The 18,274-nt window shown below is 44.8% G+C and carries 16 protein-coding genes; 8 read left to right on the top strand and 8 right to left on the bottom strand.

The annotated features are described in order from the left end of the window. Nucleotides 1-41 precede the first annotated feature (41 nt). A complete protein-coding gene (locus BW716_RS30310; RefSeq protein WP_083729824.1) occupies nt 42-1,688 on the bottom strand; it encodes a UxaA family hydrolase in 1,647 nt (548 codons plus the stop codon). A gap of 412 nt (nt 1,689-2,100) precedes the next feature. On the opposite strand from BW716_RS30310, the gene kduI reads away from it, so the two are divergent. Genes kduI through BW716_RS30285 form a run of 5 tightly spaced genes read left to right on the top strand, consistent with a single transcriptional unit; the run spans nt 2,101 to nt 7,203 of the window. Continuing rightward, nucleotides 2,101-2,937, top strand: a complete 837-nt coding sequence (kduI, locus tag BW716_RS30305) for a 5-dehydro-4-deoxy-D-glucuronate isomerase (RefSeq protein ID WP_083729823.1) — start codon at nt 2,101-2,103, stop codon at nt 2,935-2,937. A gap of 22 nt (nt 2,938-2,959) precedes the next feature. After that, nucleotides 2,960-3,724, top strand: coding sequence for an SDR family oxidoreductase (locus tag BW716_RS30300; protein ID WP_179091336.1), 765 nt, complete (start codon nt 2,960-2,962; stop codon nt 3,722-3,724). Nucleotides 3,725-3,744: 20 nt separating this feature from the next. Beyond that, nucleotides 3,745-4,794 carry a LacI family DNA-binding transcriptional regulator gene (locus BW716_RS30295; protein WP_083729821.1) on the top strand — a complete coding sequence of 350 codons (1,050 nt, stop codon included), beginning with the start codon at nt 3,745-3,747 and terminating at the stop codon, nt 4,792-4,794. A 25-nt stretch (nt 4,795-4,819) separates the two neighbouring features. Beyond that, the gene (locus BW716_RS30290; RefSeq protein WP_083729820.1) at nt 4,820-5,968 is read left to right on the top strand and encodes a glycoside hydrolase family 88 protein; all 1,149 of its coding nucleotides are present in this window, start codon (nt 4,820-4,822) and stop codon (nt 5,966-5,968) included. Continuing rightward, nucleotides 5,965-7,203 carry a DUF2264 domain-containing protein gene (locus BW716_RS30285; RefSeq protein WP_083729819.1) on the top strand — a complete coding sequence of 413 codons (1,239 nt, stop codon included), beginning with the start codon at nt 5,965-5,967 and terminating at the stop codon, nt 7,201-7,203. Before BW716_RS30290 ends, BW716_RS30285 begins: the two co-directional genes overlap by 4 nt. Before the next feature lie 14 nt (nt 7,204-7,217). Here BW716_RS30285 and BW716_RS30280 read toward each other — a convergent pair whose 3' ends face one another. From BW716_RS30280 to BW716_RS30250, 6 genes are all read right to left on the bottom strand, one after another. Next, nucleotides 7,218-7,895 carry a response regulator transcription factor gene (locus BW716_RS30280; RefSeq protein ID WP_072362626.1) on the bottom strand — a complete coding sequence of 226 codons (678 nt, stop codon included), beginning with the start codon at nt 7,893-7,895 and terminating at the stop codon, nt 7,218-7,220. Beyond that, nucleotides 7,867-8,703, bottom strand: coding sequence for a sensor histidine kinase (locus tag BW716_RS30275; protein WP_083729818.1), 837 nt, complete (start codon nt 8,701-8,703; stop codon nt 7,867-7,869). The genes BW716_RS30280 and BW716_RS30275 overlap by 29 nt, the downstream gene beginning before the upstream one ends. Further along, entirely contained in the window at nt 8,670-9,365 is a 696-nt protein-coding gene (locus BW716_RS30270) for a hypothetical protein (RefSeq protein ID WP_143709128.1), read from the bottom strand. Before BW716_RS30270 ends, BW716_RS30275 begins: the two co-directional genes overlap by 34 nt. A 144-nt stretch (nt 9,366-9,509) precedes the next feature. Then, nucleotides 9,510-9,974 carry a hypothetical protein gene (locus tag BW716_RS30265; protein ID WP_083729816.1) on the bottom strand — a complete coding sequence of 155 codons (465 nt, stop codon included), beginning with the start codon at nt 9,972-9,974 and terminating at the stop codon, nt 9,510-9,512. 743 nt (nt 9,975-10,717) lie between these two features. Next, complete coding sequence (locus tag BW716_RS30255; protein WP_143709127.1) at nt 10,718-11,191, bottom strand: hypothetical protein; 474 nt, start codon at nt 11,189-11,191, stop codon at nt 10,718-10,720. A 306-nt stretch (nt 11,192-11,497) separates the two neighbouring features. Then, nucleotides 11,498-13,807: a GH92 family glycosyl hydrolase gene (locus BW716_RS30250; RefSeq protein ID WP_083729813.1), complete on the bottom strand. Its 2,310-nt coding sequence runs from the start codon at nt 13,805-13,807 to the stop codon at nt 11,498-11,500. A gap of 134 nt (nt 13,808-13,941) precedes the next feature. On the opposite strand from BW716_RS30250, the gene BW716_RS36475 reads away from it, so the two are divergent. Further along, nucleotides 13,942-14,178 (top strand): hypothetical protein, encoded by a 237-nt coding sequence (locus BW716_RS36475; protein WP_143709126.1) that lies wholly within the window; start codon nt 13,942-13,944, stop codon nt 14,176-14,178. Here BW716_RS36475 and BW716_RS30245 read toward each other — a convergent pair. Next, nucleotides 14,166-15,845, bottom strand: a complete 1,680-nt coding sequence (locus tag BW716_RS30245; RefSeq protein ID WP_083729812.1) for an SGNH/GDSL hydrolase family protein — start codon at nt 15,843-15,845, stop codon at nt 14,166-14,168. The genes BW716_RS36475 and BW716_RS30245 overlap by 13 nt on opposite strands. Nucleotides 15,846-15,955: 110 nt before the next feature. Between BW716_RS30245 and proB the strand changes: the two genes are divergently transcribed. Together proB and BW716_RS30235 are read left to right on the top strand one after the other, a co-directional pair. Continuing rightward, entirely contained in the window at nt 15,956-16,990 is a 1,035-nt protein-coding gene (gene proB, locus BW716_RS30240) for a glutamate 5-kinase (protein ID WP_083729811.1), read from the top strand. 21 nt (nt 16,991-17,011) lie between these two features. Then, the gene (locus BW716_RS30235; RefSeq protein ID WP_083729810.1) at nt 17,012-18,259 is read left to right on the top strand and encodes a glutamate-5-semialdehyde dehydrogenase; all 1,248 of its coding nucleotides are present in this window, start codon (nt 17,012-17,014) and stop codon (nt 18,257-18,259) included. Nucleotides 18,260-18,274 lie beyond the last annotated feature (15 nt).

The following is an 18,274-nucleotide window of genomic DNA, read 5'->3' as shown; positions in this document are numbered from 1 at the left end:
CAACTTCTTCAGTGCCCTCGCGATAGCAGCGGCCTTTTTTGTTACAAACTCACCCCTCTCTTCCACGGAATAAAATCATCCTGATGCAGCAACTCCGCCTTCGTCTGCACCTCTCCACTTGCCGCCTTAATCACAAACTCCAATATCTCTTCCCCCATTTCCTCAATACTCACCTCTCCGCTTATGATCGTACCTGTATTAATATCAATAATATCCGGCATTCTTTGCGCCAATTTCGTATTCGTCGCTAACTTCACCACCGGTGCAATCGGGTTCCCCGTCGGCGTACCCAACCCAGTCGTAAACAACACAATATTCGCACCCGACCCTACCTCTGCCGAAGTAGACTCCACATCATTGCCCGGCGTACACAACAAATTCAACCCCGGTTTCTTTACATACTCTGTATAGTCCAACACATCTATCACCGGAGAAATCCCCCCTTTTTTCGCCGCACCTGCTGACTTGATCGCATCTGTGATCAACCCATCCTTAATATTCCCCGGAGAAGGATTCATATAAAAACCAGAACCCACAGACTCTGCCTGACTCTCATACGCACGCATAATACGAATGAACTTATCAGACACATCTTTCTCCACACAACGATTGATCAACTCCTGCTCCACACCACACAATTCCGGAAATTCAGACAAGATAGAAGTACCACCCAACGCCACCAGCAAATCAGAAGTATGACCCACCGCCGGATTCGCAGAAATGCCAGAGAATCCATCAGAACCACCACACTCCAGACCAATCACCAGTTTTGACAATGGACTTGGTTTCCTGCCTTCCTTATCCGCTTCAATCAACGCCAGGAATGTATCTTTAATAGCAGAAGACAACATGGTGAACTCAGAAGCACTCTTCTGCTGCTCATATACCAACACTGGTTTATTAAACGCTGGATTCAGTTTCTTTAATGCTTCCTGCAGAATCGATACCTGTGCGTGTTGACAACCCAGACTCAATATAGTAGCACCTGCTACATTCGGATGGTGAATGTACCCGGCCAGCAGTGCACACAGTGCATCAGAATCCTGCCTGGTACCACCACAACCACCTTCGTGCATCAGGAACTTGATACCATCTATATTATTAAATACAGTATGACGTTTACTACTCAGGGTTACTGCCTCTGCCGTGTACGTCTTAATCGCATTCAGATCTCCCTTCTTATATAAAGACACTAAATCCTGTACCTGCTCATTATACACCTCTGTTGGCGCAAAACCCAACCCTTTTTCAAAGGCAGTCTTGATCACACTCACGTTACGGTTCTCACAAAATACCATCGGAATCACCAGCCAGTAGTTACGCGTACCTACCTGACCATCATTACGTGGATAACCCATAAAGGTGCGGTTAGCCCACTTACTCACATCAGGCTTTTCCCATTGCACAGTTCCTTCTTTTTCGTGGAAAGCACTGGCGTCATGTTTTACATTGGTAATAGTAATCAGTTCACCTTTGGCAATGGCAACATTGGCTTTACCAACCAATACTCCATACATAGTGATAGGATCGCCTTCCTTAGCATCAGCGATCATGAATTTATGTTTAGCGGGAACGTCTTTTAATAAGGTTATTGTGGAACCATTAAACCCGACTTCCGTACCTTGCTGGAGGTCTTGTAAAGCAACAAGTACATTGTCGCCGGGATGTATTTGCAGATACTTATTCATATAAGCTAAAGTATAAAATTACCACACCGCCTGTTAATACTAAAATCTTAATCATTAATGCGATTTTGACTTTAGAATGATAGTAAAACACTCGATAGGTTGGCTAAAAGGTTTTAGCGGTTAAGAAGACCCCAAATCCTTATCAGAAAAGGGAACGCAAAGATAATGACTCCCTCTCTAATGGAAATATTTATAATGTGATAAACGGCTGGTAATACCTCCCAAACACCCTGAATTAGGCAGATTAGCCAAAAAACAAGTGGTTAATGATAAAAAAGTATCAGTCTGATTGTCATGCAAACGTTTGCATTTCTGGGCATTAAGCACTATCTTTCCATTCAGTTATGAAAGATGCACTGATACGCATCTCCCGCTATTTTATTATCATTTCTAAAAACTAATTGTCAGCCGTATGACAGCCGAAACGAGATATGCCACCAGCCCAGCCTCCGTGTTGCGCTGGACGACAGACGAAACCCGGAAAGAACTGCTCATAGATAAGCTCTTCTTTGCCGACGATGCAGTATTGGTATATAGCCATTATGATCGCTTTATCACAGGCGGCATCATGCCTGTGAACAAAACCGTAAAACTGGGAACACCCGATCAGCTGAAAGCTACCTACTTCCTGGAACGTAGAGAACTGGGTATTATCAATGTAGGCGCTCCCGGAAAAGTACAGGTAGATGGAGAAATATTCGAAGTAGGCTTCAAAGAGGCATTATATATAGGCAGGGGCAAACAGGAAATCCTCTTCAGCAGCAACGACTGTGAGCAACCTGCTAAGTATTATATCAACTCTACCCCAGCTCATCAGACATATCCAACCCGTCTGGTCACAAAGAAGGATGCGGAAATCGTAACCCTGGGTAGCCCCGAAACCGCCAATCACCGTACTATCAATAAACTGCTCGTCGCCTCTGTACTACCTACCTGCCAGTTGCAGATGGGTATGACCGAACTCAAAACAGGCAGCATCTGGAATACTATTCCTGCACATACACACGACAGACGCATGGAGGTCTACTTCTACTTCGAAGTACCCGATGGGCAATCCGTTTGTCATTTCTGGGGGCAACCACAGGAAACCCGTCATATCTGGATGCAGAACGAACAGGCGGTGATATCACCACCCTGGTCTATTCACTCTGGCGCCGGCACCAGCAACTATACATTTATCTGGGGCATGGCTGGTGAAAACCTCGACTATGGAGACATGGATGTATGTGCAGTACCCGATTTACGTTAATCTGAAAAAATAACTCATTATGATACTGCGGTCATTTGATCTCACAGGCAAGGTGGCATTGGTAACCGGTGCCAAACGAGGTATCGGCAAAGGTATAGCCGTAGCCCTCGCAGAAGCAGGCGCAGATATAATAGGTGTATCTGCTTCGCAGGAACCCACAGGTAGTGAAGTGGAAAAAGCCGTGCAGGCAGCAGGCAAAAAATTTTATGGCTACACCTGCGATATGGGGAACCGCGAAGCCCTGTATGCATTCATCAAAGAAGTGACCAGCCGTTTTCCTGTCATCGATATATTGGTCAACAATGCAGGCACCATCCTCCGTGCACCGGCAGCAGAACATCCGGATGAATATTGGGATGAAGTATTAGGCATCAACCTCGATGCACCATTTATACTTACACGCGAAATTGGTAAACAGATGCTTTCACGGGGCCGTGGAAAGATTATCTTTACAGCATCGCTGCTCACCTTCCAGGGTGGCATCAATGTGCCGGGATATGCTGCCAGCAAAGGCGCCGTGGGATCACTGGTCAAAGCATTTGCCAATGAATGGGCAGGAAAAGGCGTACATGTCAATGCCATTGCTCCAGGGTACATCGCTACAGACAATACCGCCGCCCTTCGTGCAGATGAAGATCGCAGTACTGCCATCTTATCACGTATACCCGCCGGCCGTTGGGGCACTCCTGAAGACTTCCAGGGACCTGCCGTATTCCTTGCCTCCGCGGCTTCGGACTATGTACATGGTACCATCCTGACTGTCGATGGAGGGTGGATGGGGCGATAGTATTGGCTACACACTGATATATGAGTAAAAGAACAGAAAAAACGATTGTCGATATTGCGGAAGAACTGGGATTCTCCGTGTCTACTGTGTCCAGGGCATTGAATGACCATCCCAATATCAGCGCACGCACAAAAGAAAAAGTGAAGAAGATGGCCCGCAAACTGGGCTACCGTCCAAATGCGATGGCTGCTGGCCTGCGCAACAACCGAAGTAAAACCATCGGTTTACTCGTGCCGCGTATCTCTATGTTCTTCCCTGCTACTATCAGTACAGTCGTACAAAACAAACTACAGGAGCATGGTTATAATGTGATCATCTGTCAGTCCAACGATTCTTACGAACAGGAAGTGGCCCTGACCAATACCCTGTATTCCGCAAGAATAGATGCACTGGCTGTATCCACTACATTAAATACCACTGACTTCTCTCACTTCGATATCTTCAAGGATAACAATATACCATTGGTATTTTTCGACAGGGTACCAAAGGACTACGATGTCACAGTCGTGAAAGGTGATGATTACTTAGGTGGATTGACCGTGACTCAACACCTGATCGAACAGGGGTGTAAAGATATCGTCCACATCTCCGGCCCACTCACCTGCAACCTGTATGTAGAAAGAGTAGCCGGGTTCAAACATGCCTTGCAGCAACACAAAATTCCTTTTAAAAAATCAAGGGTTTTTTACCAGGAGTTAACCCGTGACAATGCATGGCAGGCATGCGAAAAGATCTTTGCACAACAACCTTATCCGGATGGCATCTTTGCTGCCAATGATACCACTGCCATTACCATACTGGAATATTGCAGGAAGATCAGGGTCAGAGTGCCGGAAGATCTGAAAGTAGTCGGCTACTCCAACGATCCGAGGGCAGAGATTATCAGTCCGGCTATCACTTCGGTAGACCAGTTCCCCGCTTTGATGGGAGAAAGGGTAGCTGCTGCATTACTGGATCTGATGCAACAACCCAGACAAACCCCTCAGCAACATGCAGCTGAGATGGTACCCATTCAGTTAATCAAACGTGCTTCATCCGAAGTAAAAGTAACTAAGCGAAAAAAGAGTTAATACTATAAAAGAAAGTTAGTCACGTATGAGAAAATTACTCTTCCTCCTGGGCAGTGTACTGCTCGTCATTCCGGTAAGTGCACAGGTTCCTGTTGACAAAGCACTGAAGCTGGCTATCCAACAATACAAGCAAATGATGACCCATGTGCCGGATAGTTTACTCCCCCGCACCACCAACAATAAAACAGGTAAACTGGTTACCGCCGGCACTGACTGGTGGACATCCGGATTTTACCCAGGTACACTATGGTATCTCTATGAATATTCAAAAGATAAAACCATCCGGCAGGAAGCACGCAAACGTACAACTGAGGTGGAAAAAGAACAATATAACAAGACGACACATGACCTTGGATTCATGATGTACTGCAGCTTTGGCAATGCATACCGCCTTACCAAAGATCCAAAAGATAAACACGTGCTCATTACCAGTGCCCGCACGCTATGTACCCGCTTCAATCCTGTAGTAGGTTGCATCAAATCATGGGATCATGGTAAATGGAAATTCCCTGTCATCATCGACAATATGATGAACCTGGAATTGCTTACCTGGGCCACAAAAGAAACAGGCGATACCTCGTTTGCACACATCGCCCGTACCCATGCTAACACCACCATGAGGAACCACTTCAGACCCGATTTTAGCTCTTATCATGTAATAGGATATGACCCTGAAACAGGTGCAGTCGTAGCAAAAAATACTGCACAGGGATTTGCAGACAGCTCTGCATGGGCACGTGGTCAGGCATGGGGTTTATATGGTTACACCATGATGTTCAGGGAAACAAAAGATGGTGCATATCTGGAACAGGCTAAGCAAATCGCAAACTATATCATCCCTCATCTGCCTGCAGATAAAATACCTTACTGGGATTTTGATGCACCTGATATTCCCCATGCAAAAAGAGATGCATCCGCAGGTGCAGTGATGGCTGCAGCATTGCTGGAACTGAGTCAGTATACAAAGAACCAGACCTATTGGCAAACGGCAGAACAGATCTTACAAACACTCTGCAGCGATGAATACTTAGCCAAAGTAGGCACCAACAATAACTTTATACTCAAACACAGCGTAGGGCACCTGCCAGCAGATTCAGAAGTAGATGTACCGCTCACCTATGCAGATTATTACTTTGTAGAAGCATTACTCCGTTATAAAAAATATAGCAAATGAACAGGCGGCGTTTCATACAGGCAGTACCCATAGCCGGATTGGCCACCGCCGTAAAACCAGGCAATATGTTACCCTCATCCATTCCCCCCACCAATGACAGAGCATACTGGGCCTCGCTGCTGGTACGCATCGCAGAACCTGTATTGTACAATCTGAGTAAAGGCCAGCTGAAAAAGACAATGCCTTTGGAAGTAGCACCTGCCTACAGCAAGCCTGTGGAAAAGGTGACGTATCTCGAAGCTTTTGGCCGTACTATGGCCGGTATCGCCCCCTGGCTGGAACTTGGTGCTGACGAGACGGAAGAAGGTAAAATTCGGGGCCATATGATCAAATTGGCACAGTCAGCTACCGCTCAGGCAGTGGATCCTTCCGGCCCTGACTACATGAACTTCACAGGCAGGTACGACGGCCAGCCTTTGGTAGACGGCGCTTTTCTGGCGCATGGATTTATCCGTGCCCCCAAACAACTCTGGGAGCCACTGTCTGACAAAGTAAAACGTCAGGTCGTAGCGGCATTCAAAAGCCTGCGTAGCATCAAGCCCGGTTATAACAACTGGTTACTCTTTGCTGCCATGATAGAAACCGCCTTACTTGAATTCGGCGAAGACTGGGATGCGATGCGCGTAGACTTTGCTATCAAAAAACACCAGGAATGGTACAAAGGTGATGGCATGTATGGCGATGGTACAGACTTTCACTTTGACTATTACAACGGATTTGTGATCCAGCCCATGCTGGTCGATATCCTAAAGGTATTGGTGGCCAAAGGCAAAGCCAATCGATCAGAATATGATCAGGCACTGGAACGTATGCAACGGTATGCGGTGATCCAGGAAAGACTCATCTCTCCTGAAGGCACATTCCCTGTAGTAGGTCGGTCTATGGCTTACAGAAATGCGGGTTTCCAGCCCCTCGTGCAACTGGCGCTCCACGATCAGTTACCTGCATCACTCTCTCCTGCACAGGTCAGGTGTGCATTGACAGCTGTCAAGAAGCGCATCTTCGAAGCGCCGGATACCTTTGATCAAAAGGGTTGGATGCAGCTGGGCTTTTGTGGCCATCAGCCGGAAATAGCAGATGTCTATACGGCTACTGGCAGCTCTTACCTGTGTACAGTGGCATTTCTCGCATTGGGTTTGCCTCCCGGACACACTTTCTGGACCGGTGCTCCGGAAGAATGGACAGCGCAAAAAGTCTGGAAAGGGAAACCGGTCTTAAAGGATCATGCCTTATAATGGTTATTCAATCATCAATCGGTATTGATATCGATCAGGCCATACCGAATGCCGAAGATTACTAAACCTACTCTGGTTTTTACTTTCAGTTTATCGCAAAGACTACTTTTGTAGTCGTCGATAGTGCGTGGGCTCACGAACATCTTTTGTGCAATTTCTTTGTAAGACAACTCTGTACAAAGGTATTGCAGGAAGGTTTTTTCCTTGGGCGTGAGTTCGATTTTTTCGCTGAGAGAAAGTACATCTTTCTGCAAGCCGGAGATCACCTTGCCAGAGATATAATCGGGCAGGTAGAAGTCTTTTTTGATGATAGAATCAAAAGCTTCCTTTAGATCATCTGGTTCTACATTCTTCATAATGTATCCTTTTGCTCCCGATTTCAGCATTTTGATAATCACTGATTCATCGTTCAGCATGGATAGGGCCAGTACCTTGATCTGAGGGAAATGGTTATTGATCCAGGTGGCAGTTTCATATCCGTTCATACCCGGCATATTCACGTCGAGAATGAGGATATCAGGTAGCTGCATTTCCCTGTTATTGATGATTTTGATCACTTCTTCCCCATTGTTGGCTTCGAAGAGAATGAAATAATCCGCAAAAGTGTTAATTAATCGCCCAAGGGCTTTTCTGACAAGTACATGGTCATCAGCAATGGCAACACTATATTTCGCTTTCCTGGTTATGCTCATGGAATGATTGTTTATTTACGGGTATAGTGATTCGGATAGCAGTTCCGCTGTTTTTAGCGCTGTTGATCTGAAAGGTTCCACCAATAAGACTGGCTCTTTTACGGATGTTTCTAAGTCCAAGGCCCTTGTGCTGGTTTAAGTCGGCAAACAGGGCTTCCTGGTCAAAACCAATACCGTTATCAGTTATTTCCAGGTCAATAAAGTCTATGTTATGGGAAAGCCTGACTTCCACTTTAGTCGCCTTGGCATGCTTCACAATGTTGTTCAGCATTTCCTGTACGATGCGAAAGACGATAATCTCTGTTTGGTGATCAAGCAGGTTCCGGATGTCTGCAAAATTAAAGGAAGTTTCGTATAAATTGGTTCGTCTTAGTCTTTCCAGCTCGAAATTGATGCTTTGCCCTAATCCGACTTCCGTAATTCTGTCAGTATGGAGGCTGCGTGACAGGTCTCGCAGCTCTGTAATGGCCTTCTGTAGAGCCTTTCGGCTTTCCTCTATATATTCATGCGCTTCGCTGTTATTTTCCACGGGTACGGTCAGGAGGGAGAGGGCTACGAAAGTGAGGGACTGACCGATGTTGTCATGGATTTCCTGGGAAAGGTGTCCAAACACGTTTTCCTGGATTTCCAGTTGTGACCGGAGTAGTTCCTGTTCATAGCGCTCCTTGAGCAATCGAAGCTCCTGGGCCTGCGCAAGGCGGCCTTTCTGATTCAGAATCAGCATAATGATAATGAATCCCACCAGTAATACAAGCAGGAAGATAGATGTAAATACTACAGGGAAGATTTCCTGAAAATCAGATTGCATATAAACGAAATACTAAAGAATAAATATAGAATAATATTTATCATAATATTTGTTACATGTAGCGTAGTAAACACCATCCATGGCATATTGGAAATAAAATTCAGGATCCCGTTCAGCGGAAGACTGCATGTGTAAAAGAACAGCAACCCGGTAGCAGTCCAGAAAGTAGGGTCCTGGAGCAGGCTGTGAGGACCGGGGAATTTAATACGTTCATAAAAATAAAAGATGCAGGTGATCACTACCAGCAGGCAGCCCAGCATATATGTATACGTATTAAAGGTACCCGTACCCTGTAAAAAGAACATATTAACGATCCCAAATACCGGGAATAGGGCAATCGTATAACTCAGCGCCCTGATCACCTTAGGTGTGGACAGGAAGGAGCGGAGCAGGTATAACAAATATGGGAAATTCAGGATAGCGTAGCCATTATAATACTTCAGGTTATTCATATTATGAAGGCTGTACCACCAGGTGATGACTTCCACCGATATAGTGACAGATATATAAATGAGAAACGAGTTCAGGTAGCTGGGAGGTCTCTTTTGCAGTTTAGCCAATAAAGCAACAATGAAGCACAACAGGATCGTCATGACAATTACCGGTTGTTGATAAAGCGAAAAATGTGATAACGTTAATACGTTCAGTAGTGCACAGGACATATGAAATAAATACGATAGCTTTTTAACTGTTATTGGTCGTGGAAAGTTAGCAAAAGCAGGGTGAAATTTTTTGACTGGCAAAAAAAACTGCCGGATTACTAATCCGGCAGCATAAGTTGATATCTATATATAGATGTGGTATAATTAGATCTTGCTGGCAATTGCTGCATCGATCTTAACACCTCTCAATTCGTTACCAGCTTGACCAATACAGGCCGGAGGGCATGGATAACCAAAGTTAAAAGCTACGATCTCAGCACCATTAGGTGTGGAAACATACAGATCTTTGTTTTCAGTTTTACCGGATTCGTTTACTTTCTGCTGAGTAGCGACGAAAACGATTGTCTGCCTGTCTTCCAGCAGGATGTTTTCAGGGAAAGAAGAAGGGTAAACACCAAAATACACTCTAATACCATCAGCTCCAGCAGCTTCAGCTGTTTCGATATAATGTTTGAGTTCATCCAGGCTATACCAAACGCTTAGAGAATCCAATTTGCCCAGACGTTCAGAGTTAGCTTTCCATCTATTCTCCCTGTAATTATTTTTGAGCATGGTTACATGCTTATCGTTCACAAACTGACCGGCTTTCATGATTGTTGCGGCTGACATAAGATGTTATTTTAGGTTTTGAAAATCTCATTGACAACATAAAACTAATTTAAAACAAATACAGTTATCACTGTAAGTTATTAATAATCATAACATTACAATGTGTATAAATTCGTAATTACTGTATAATCAGTTCATATATAATTTTGTCTAATGCAAAAACCGTCCTTTTCTACTCAATTTTCCAGTAAAGATGCAGTAATTTCTGCGTTAATAACGGTGCATGTACCCCGGTAATTATCGGTGAGGATTGTTTTTTTCTGCACACTATCGGGTTTTGGGATACTCCTTCGGTCAGATCAGGGCTATTACGATTACACTTTATAATGAAGATCTTGAATACCGTGATTTCACGGTCTTTCAAAGACCGTGATTCACGCAGTTTGTGAATGCGCATAGGTACGTTTCGTGTTGATTCAATGCCGGTTTTTTATCCCCACGAAATCGTAAAACTGAGACTGTTTATCAGCAATTTATCCACCAAAAAACTTGTACCGGCATGACTGACAGGCATTTTGCTTATTGCGTGTTTATTCGGATGTTATAACAGTTAATTCAAACATAATAAATGCAAGTAACATATTCATCCATCAAACGTGCTACGTCAACTTTATTTTTAATAATATTGAGAAGGCAATTAGCCTGAATGCTGATTTAAAATATTGTACCCTTTGAAAACCCTAAATTGTATTGTCCCCCCCAAAGTACCATAACTGGCCTGCTTTTTAGCAGGCCTTTTCTTTTTATACCACGTGAACCTCATACTCTTTCAACGCAGTCATATCATACAGAAAACGAAATGCAATCACCGTTTGCAACAAGGCATTGGAAGTCTGCAAAGTAATCTCCGTATCACTATCTGTCACCCAGTTATTTTGGGCGGCAGGCTCGCCGTATAAATGACTCAGCCGGGTAGCCAGTTGAAACCCTGGTTGATCCGGGTAAATAAAGATCCTGTTTATAAACCCATTCTCATTCACACCAGCAAAAAGATGACTCATGGCAATACCATTGTCCTTTTGCTCAATCATACACTTAATAGGTCTGTTGAATACATGGTAAAGACTGGCATGAGGAGCGACTGTAAAATGATGCTTACCCGTATATAGGTTAAAAGGTAACATGCCTGGAATGTGTCCAGGCTTTCGGCCTAACTGGATGTCGCCGACACCCAGGTTGTGAAACCTGAACTGGTTTGGTTGAGAGGCGGATTTCATATGTGTAGGGTTAGTTATCATAAATTTACGAAATCCTTTTATCATGATCATGCTATAAAACCGCTGGTATTCCTTCGATGGCTGTTCGATGCTTGTTCGATGCTTGTTCGACGCTTGTTCGATGCTTGTTCGATGCTTCTTCGACGCTTCTTCGACGCTTCTTCGACGCTTCTTCGACACTAAAAGGGCACTTCAATATCCCCAGGATAATGAAGTGCCCTTTTGATGACCTTTTAGTACTATAGTAGTACCGAAGCTATACTGTAGTTATACCGTAGTTATACCGTAGTTATACCATGCTACTACCTACTTCTTCGGCTTTGCTCCCATATAAAACACGAGCTTACCACCGTTCATAATATCATCATGGGTAATTGAATTACTCACTACCGGCTTCCCATTCAGCGTCACCTTCTGCACATACACATTCGTTTCACTCTGATTCGGCGCCTCTACTGTAAATGTCTTCCCATTTTCCAGTTGTAACACAGCACTTTTCACCGCAGGACTACCCAATATATACTCAGTAGAACCCGGGCAAACCGGATAAAAACCTAAGGATGTAAAAATATACCACGCACTCATCTGTCCACAATCGTCATTACCACCCAAACCATCAGCAGACGGGTTATACATCTTTTTCAGGATCATCCTCACCCGCTCCTGCGTTTTCCATGGCTCACCTGTCCAGTTATACAAATAAGCCGCATGATGAGATGGCTCATTCCCATGCACATAGTTCCCAATTATACCATCCCTGGTAATATCCTCTGTCTCTGCAAAGAACTCATCTGGCAAATGCATCGTAAACAATGAATCCAGATGACGGGAAAACGCTTTCTTATCTCCACGCAGTGCGATCATAGCAGCAGGATTCTGTGGTACATACAGACTGTAATTCCACGCATTCCCTTCTATGAACCCCTGATTGTCTGTTTTCAATGGATCAAACTCTTTCCTGAAACTACCATCGCTCAAACGAGGGCGCATATAGCCTGAAGCCGGATCGTACACATTCTTATAATTCTCAGAACGCTTGATGAATGTTGCATAAATATCATCCCTGTGCAGTTTCTTTGCCAGCTGTGCTATACACCAGTCGTCATATGCATATTCCAGTGTCTTGGACACAGAAGCACCACTCTTATCTTCAGGTACATAACCATTATCTATATAATAACCCAGACCATCATAAGTACGATGAAGCGCCGTGGTCACACAGGCATCCAGTGCCTTGTTTGCATCAAATGATGCATTGCCTTTCATCACTGCATCTACAATGACTGACACACTGTGATAACCAATCATACACCAGTTCTCATTGGCATAATGTGACCATACCGGCAACATATGTTGTGCACTCTGATCAAAATGTGCCAGCATGCTCTGTGCCATATCCGCATTGCGTTTCGGCTGAATGATATTGAAAAGGGGATGCAATGCGCGATACGTATCCCAAAGGGAGAAAGTTGTATAATTAGTGAAGTGCTGTGCCTGATGAATGTTCTGGTCTAACCCACGATAGTTACCATCTACATCCATATATGTGGTAGGACTGATGAAAGCATGGTACATAGCAGTATAGAAGTTCACCATTTCATCTTCATTCAGCAGTTGTGCATCGATCTTATGCAGTTCCTTGTTCCACAATGCCTGGCCATCCTGTTTCACTTTTTCAAAATCCCATCCCGGTGCTTCCTCTCTCAGGTTTTTCAATGCACCTTCTGTGCTTACAGGGGACAATGCAAACTTGATCTTCACCTTTTCACCAGCAGCTACTTTGAAATCAAAGTAAGCGCGGACCTGTCTTCCCGCCATTTCAGGGAAGTTATGGTTCGTGTCAAACTTTCTCCAGAAACCTCTGTACACATCATTCGTTTGATTCTGGTGACCATACTGATAGAATGGTTTGGAAAAAGACATGGCAAAGTATTCAATCCTTGTCCTTGCCCAGCCATTCGTCTGACGGTAACCAGTAATGAGTGTATCGTTTTCCACCCTTACAAAAGTCCACACGTTCTTGTTGGAGTAGTTATAAATACCTGCCATCAGATCAAGAATAATATGTGCCTGATCAGTGGCTTCTGCAAATGTATATTGGTGAAAACCAACCCTGTTGGTAGCTGTGAGTTCTGCTGTGATATTGTATTTATCCAGCTTTACTTTGTAATAATCAGCAGCGGCGGTTTCATTGTCATGAGAAAAAGTACTGCGATAACCCGTCTCCGGATGATCTGCTGTACCCGGGTTCAGGTGTAGCTGACCAGTGGTGGGCATTATGAGGAAGTCACCCAGGTCTGAGTGACCAGTACCACTGAAGTGGGTATGACTAAAACCACAGATGGTCTTGTCTGAATACTGATAACCTGCGCAATACTTATACACATCCGGGTTATATTTTCCATTCATTTCGTAAGGAATGGTATCCGTGTCAGGGCTTAGCTGCACCATGCCGAAGGGCACAGTCGCCCCTGGATACACATGTCCCATTTTAGCAGTACCGATGATTGGTTTCACATAACGTGTCAGGTCTTTGTCCTGTGCCTGTGAAGATTCCTTAGCAAAGAGCGTAACAGCGGTCAACATTGTAAGGTGAAAAGCAAAACGTGCACCCATTGGTTAATATGATTTTTTTAAACGTTGTAAAGTACAGGCACGGTTCAAAACACGTGTCATGGTTGGGTCAAAGAGTTTAAATGAATTTTAAATCTATTGCAGGTATTGGTCCAGGTAATCCATCGGAAGTTTAAATGAATTGTAAACCTATTGCAGGTAGCGCTTCAGATAATGCGCATTATATTAGAAGACTGCATATAATGTCCGCTGTAGCAGGTAGCGCTTCAGATAATGCGCATTATAGCAGAAGACTGCATATAATGTCCGCTGTAGCAGGTATGACTTCAGATAACCCGCTCTATTGCAGAAGACTTCATATAATGCCCGCTGTAGCAGATATGACTTCAGATAACCCGCTCTATTGCAGATAGCGCCTTAAATAATCTGCCAGTTGGCTGTACCCTGTGCTGTTTGGGTGCAAGCCATCGGTGAAGAGCGTGCTATCCGGTTTTAAATCTGTGTTCAGTAAAACCTGCCCGGGGTTGATAAACAACACCTGTTGCATACCCGCCATTTGCTGGATACCTTTATTAATTTTTGCTACTCTATCTGCCATATCTACGCGGGGAAGTATGCCTGCCAGCAGGATATCTGCCTTTGGTTGTCTTTCTTTGATCGCGATCACCAGTTGTTGTAACCCTGCTATGATTTCCGCATCTGTATTCATTTGCAGGTTATTAGTGCCTATCATGATGACAATTTTCCTCGCTTCAAATCCATCCAGTTCATCATGATACACTCTCCATAGCACATTTTCCACCCTGTCCCATCCAAACCCCATATTTCTTGCACCTTTCGGCCAGGAGTCTGTGCCTCTGGCAATAGGGCCAGCTGGTTCTCCACCCCAGAAATGGGTAATGGAATTACCAATGATAACAACTTTAGGAGGGTTCTTTTTGTTCATAGCCAGCAGGGTATTGTGGCGAAGATCCCAGTCATACCGGATCAGCTCACGGTATTGGCGGCAGGGGATAGTGGTGTTGATATTGCCAATAGGTTCATGAAAGATCTGTCGAAGGATCTGAGCATAGGCATTCGCATATTGTTGCATACCAATATCGTTGGGATGAGTGCCGTCTACAGTGCTTTCGATACCAAGCCCCAGTTGTTCAACAGGGAGTAGATATAGTTGTTTGACCCCTTTGTCCTGAAGTGAATAATATGCATTTTCCAGCGCATCATTTCCACCAATCCTTCCATGTTCTACTAATAAAACAGGAGTATTGGGCTTCACTTTCCGGAGTTGTTCAACTGCTGCCAATACCTTTGCGAAAATTTCCTCATAGGAAAGACCTGAAATATTCGGCAGACAGTCCAGCACATATACCTTCGCATCAATTTCTGTTAACAATTCCGTCACCGGTGGGTCCAGTTTCCCATTTCCTGCAAAACCGAGGTTAATCACCGGTCTGTCCATCATCCTATCCAATTGATTCGTCCATGCTAATCCGGGTCGGGAGGCACAAGCTCCCTGTGCAATGGAGGTACCATAAACAACAATCGGTTTTTCGGGTCTCAATGGTAAAAAATGAACACTATCACTGCCCACAGTTCCTATTTCCAGCCACTTCACGGTATTATAGAGCGGCAAATACAACCTGTATTCGCCCGCATCCTTGCTCATACCAGAAAACCGATAAGTAACCGTATCTCCAAAATTATACTTCCCCGCACTCCATTTCCATGCCCCATTCGGGTCTATACTATACAAATCCACACCACTGGCACCTGTCGCCGGCATATGTGGCATATCCAGTTTTCCTGTCACCACATACCTCACCACAATATCAGGTGCTGAAGTACGAAATCGCACCGACAACCCGGCACTCATCCTTGATAAGTTCCAGACCTTGGAAGGCACTGTTTGCGCTGCTTTGGCAGGTAGCCTGTCATATTTGGTCGCCACCGAAAAGGCCTGACCTTCAATCTGAGCAGGGATATACCAGTGCCAGCTGGTATCCTTTTGAGCATGGGCTTTGCCACAGATCAGGCTGATAATGGCCAGCAGGGCTAACTTTGGAATTCGACTGTTTTTCATTGGTTTCTCATTTTAGCCGGCCGCAGGCCGAAACTAGACATAGCAATAAAATACTTTTTTAAAATATACTCAGCATTTTCAATAATTTTGATACCAAATTTTTTGGGACAGTGACTAAACCGATACTCGTAATCAAATTTGGATCAGCTTCCATCACGCAGGTTGGTGGGGAGCTGGATGAGACGATCATAGCTTCAATAGCCCGTCAGGTGGCAGAATTACAGGAGCAGTACAATATCGTGTTAGTTTCTTCCGGAGCAGTAGCTGCAGGTAAAAAATACCTGCATGGATACAGTGGCACCATTAGTGAGCGCAAAGCGGCAGCCGCCATCGGCAATCCCTTGCTCCTCAGCAAATATGCCCGTTATTTCTCTCCGTACAACATCGCCATTGCCCAAAGTCTCTGCGAACGTCGTCACTTCAGTAACCGGCAGCAGTTCCTGCAACTGAAAAAGACGTACGAAGAGCTGTGGGCCAGCAATGTTATCCCGGTGGCAAACGAAAATGACGTAGTAAGCGACCTGGAATTGAAATTCTCTGACAACGATGAACTGGCTACCCTGATCGCCGTAGGCTTTGGTGCCTCTTTGCTGTTATTCAGTACCTCCGTGGGAGGATTGCTGGATAAAGAAGGAAAGGTAGTCCCGGAAATCCCGGAAATCAACGAGTCAATTTTATCACTGGCAGATACAAAGAAATCATCAGTAGGCCTCGGTGGCATGGTCTCTAAACTCACCTTTGCCCGCCTCGCTACCCGCATGGGTATAGGTGTCGTTATATTCGGTATTCACACGACAGACGGTATCCTCAATGCTATTAATGGCAAAACCGGTACCGTATGTTTACCACAGGAGTGCAGCATGCCTGCCAGAAAGAAATGGCTGGCCAGCGGTAGCCTGGTAACAGGCAGGGTACTGGTTGATGCCGGTGCGCTGACGGCATTGCAAAAGAGACGTAGCCTGCTGGCTGTAGGGGTATTGTCTGTGCTGGAAAAGTTTGAAGGAGGTGAGGTGTTTGAAATAGTAGACGAAGAGCACAATGTAATTGCCGTAGCACGCGCAAAAGTATCTTCCGAATTATTGTCGGAAGATAATAAACTACATGACCTTGAGATTGCCCATGCAGACGATATCGTACTGTTGTAGGCAATTGAAAAAGAAATCAAAATGGAATCGATACATCAAATGTTGGTAGATGCGAGAGCAGCCACCAACGCTATAAAGTCACTGGCCGATGAGCAGAAGCAACAACTCCTGCGCAGGCTGGCCGTGCAGATCACCACGCATGCCGCTACGATTGTAGCTGAGAATAAGAAGGACCTGGATAAAATGTCTGACGAAGACCCGAAGAAAGATCGCTTATTGCTCAATGAAGCACGTATACAGCAACTCGCCGACAGTCTCAATGAAATAGCTGCCTTACCCGATCCTGCAAATGAATTGGTGCTGGAGCGCACACTGGCCAATGGCCTGCATGTGCAAAAACGTACTGTTCCATTAGGGGTGGTGGGTGTGATTTATGAATCCAGACCAAACGTGACCCTCGATGTCGCCGCACTCTGTATCCGTTCTGGTAATGTATGTGTATTAAGAGGTGGTTCCGATGCTTTCCATACGAATACGATCCTGGTAAAGATCATCCAGGATGTACTGAAGGAATTCAAAGTGAATGTGCACACTGTACAATTATTGCCTGTAGATCGCTCGTTGATAAACGAGATGCTCACCGCAGTAAAATATATTGATATCATTATTCCAAGAGGCTCACAACAGCTGATTGAATTTGTACGTGCAAATAGCAAAGTACCTGTGATTGAAACTGGTGCAGGTGTATGCCACACCTATGTAGAAGCAACAGCTGATCTGGAAAAGGCCAGTAAGATTGTGACGAATGCAAAGGTGAGCCGTCCATCTGTATGTAATTCATTGGATACAGTACTGGTAGATGAACAGGTGGCAACTGGTTTGTTACAATTATTAGCACCATCACTGGCGGAATATAATGTAGAGATCTTTGCAGATGAGCAATCATACAACATCTTAAAAGGTTTATCCTATCCATATTTACAACATGCAGCACCGGAGGATTTCGGACGTGAGTTCCTGGACTTCAAGTGCTCCATCAAAGTAGTAAATGGTGCAGACGAAGCCCTGCAACATATTCAGGAATATTCTTCCAAACACTCTGAAGCCATCGTATCAAACGATGCTGCGATCAGTGAGCGTTTTCTGAATGAAGTAGATGCAGCAGCGGTGTATGTAAATGCCAGCACCCGTTTTACAGATGGTGGTGTGTTCGGACTCGGTGCGGAAATAGGGATCTCTACGCAGAAACTGCATGCCCGTGGGCCTTTCGCACTGGAAAAACTGGTGACAGAAAAATGGTTCGTCAGAGGAAACGGCCAGGTTCGTTAAAATTTGAAATGGCAG

Source organism: [Flexibacter] sp. ATCC 35208, from assembly GCF_001975825.1.
In the GTDB taxonomy this organism is placed as follows: Bacteria; Bacteroidota; Bacteroidia; order Chitinophagales; family Chitinophagaceae; genus Chitinophaga.
This window is presented reverse-complemented; position numbering and strand designations above follow the sequence as displayed.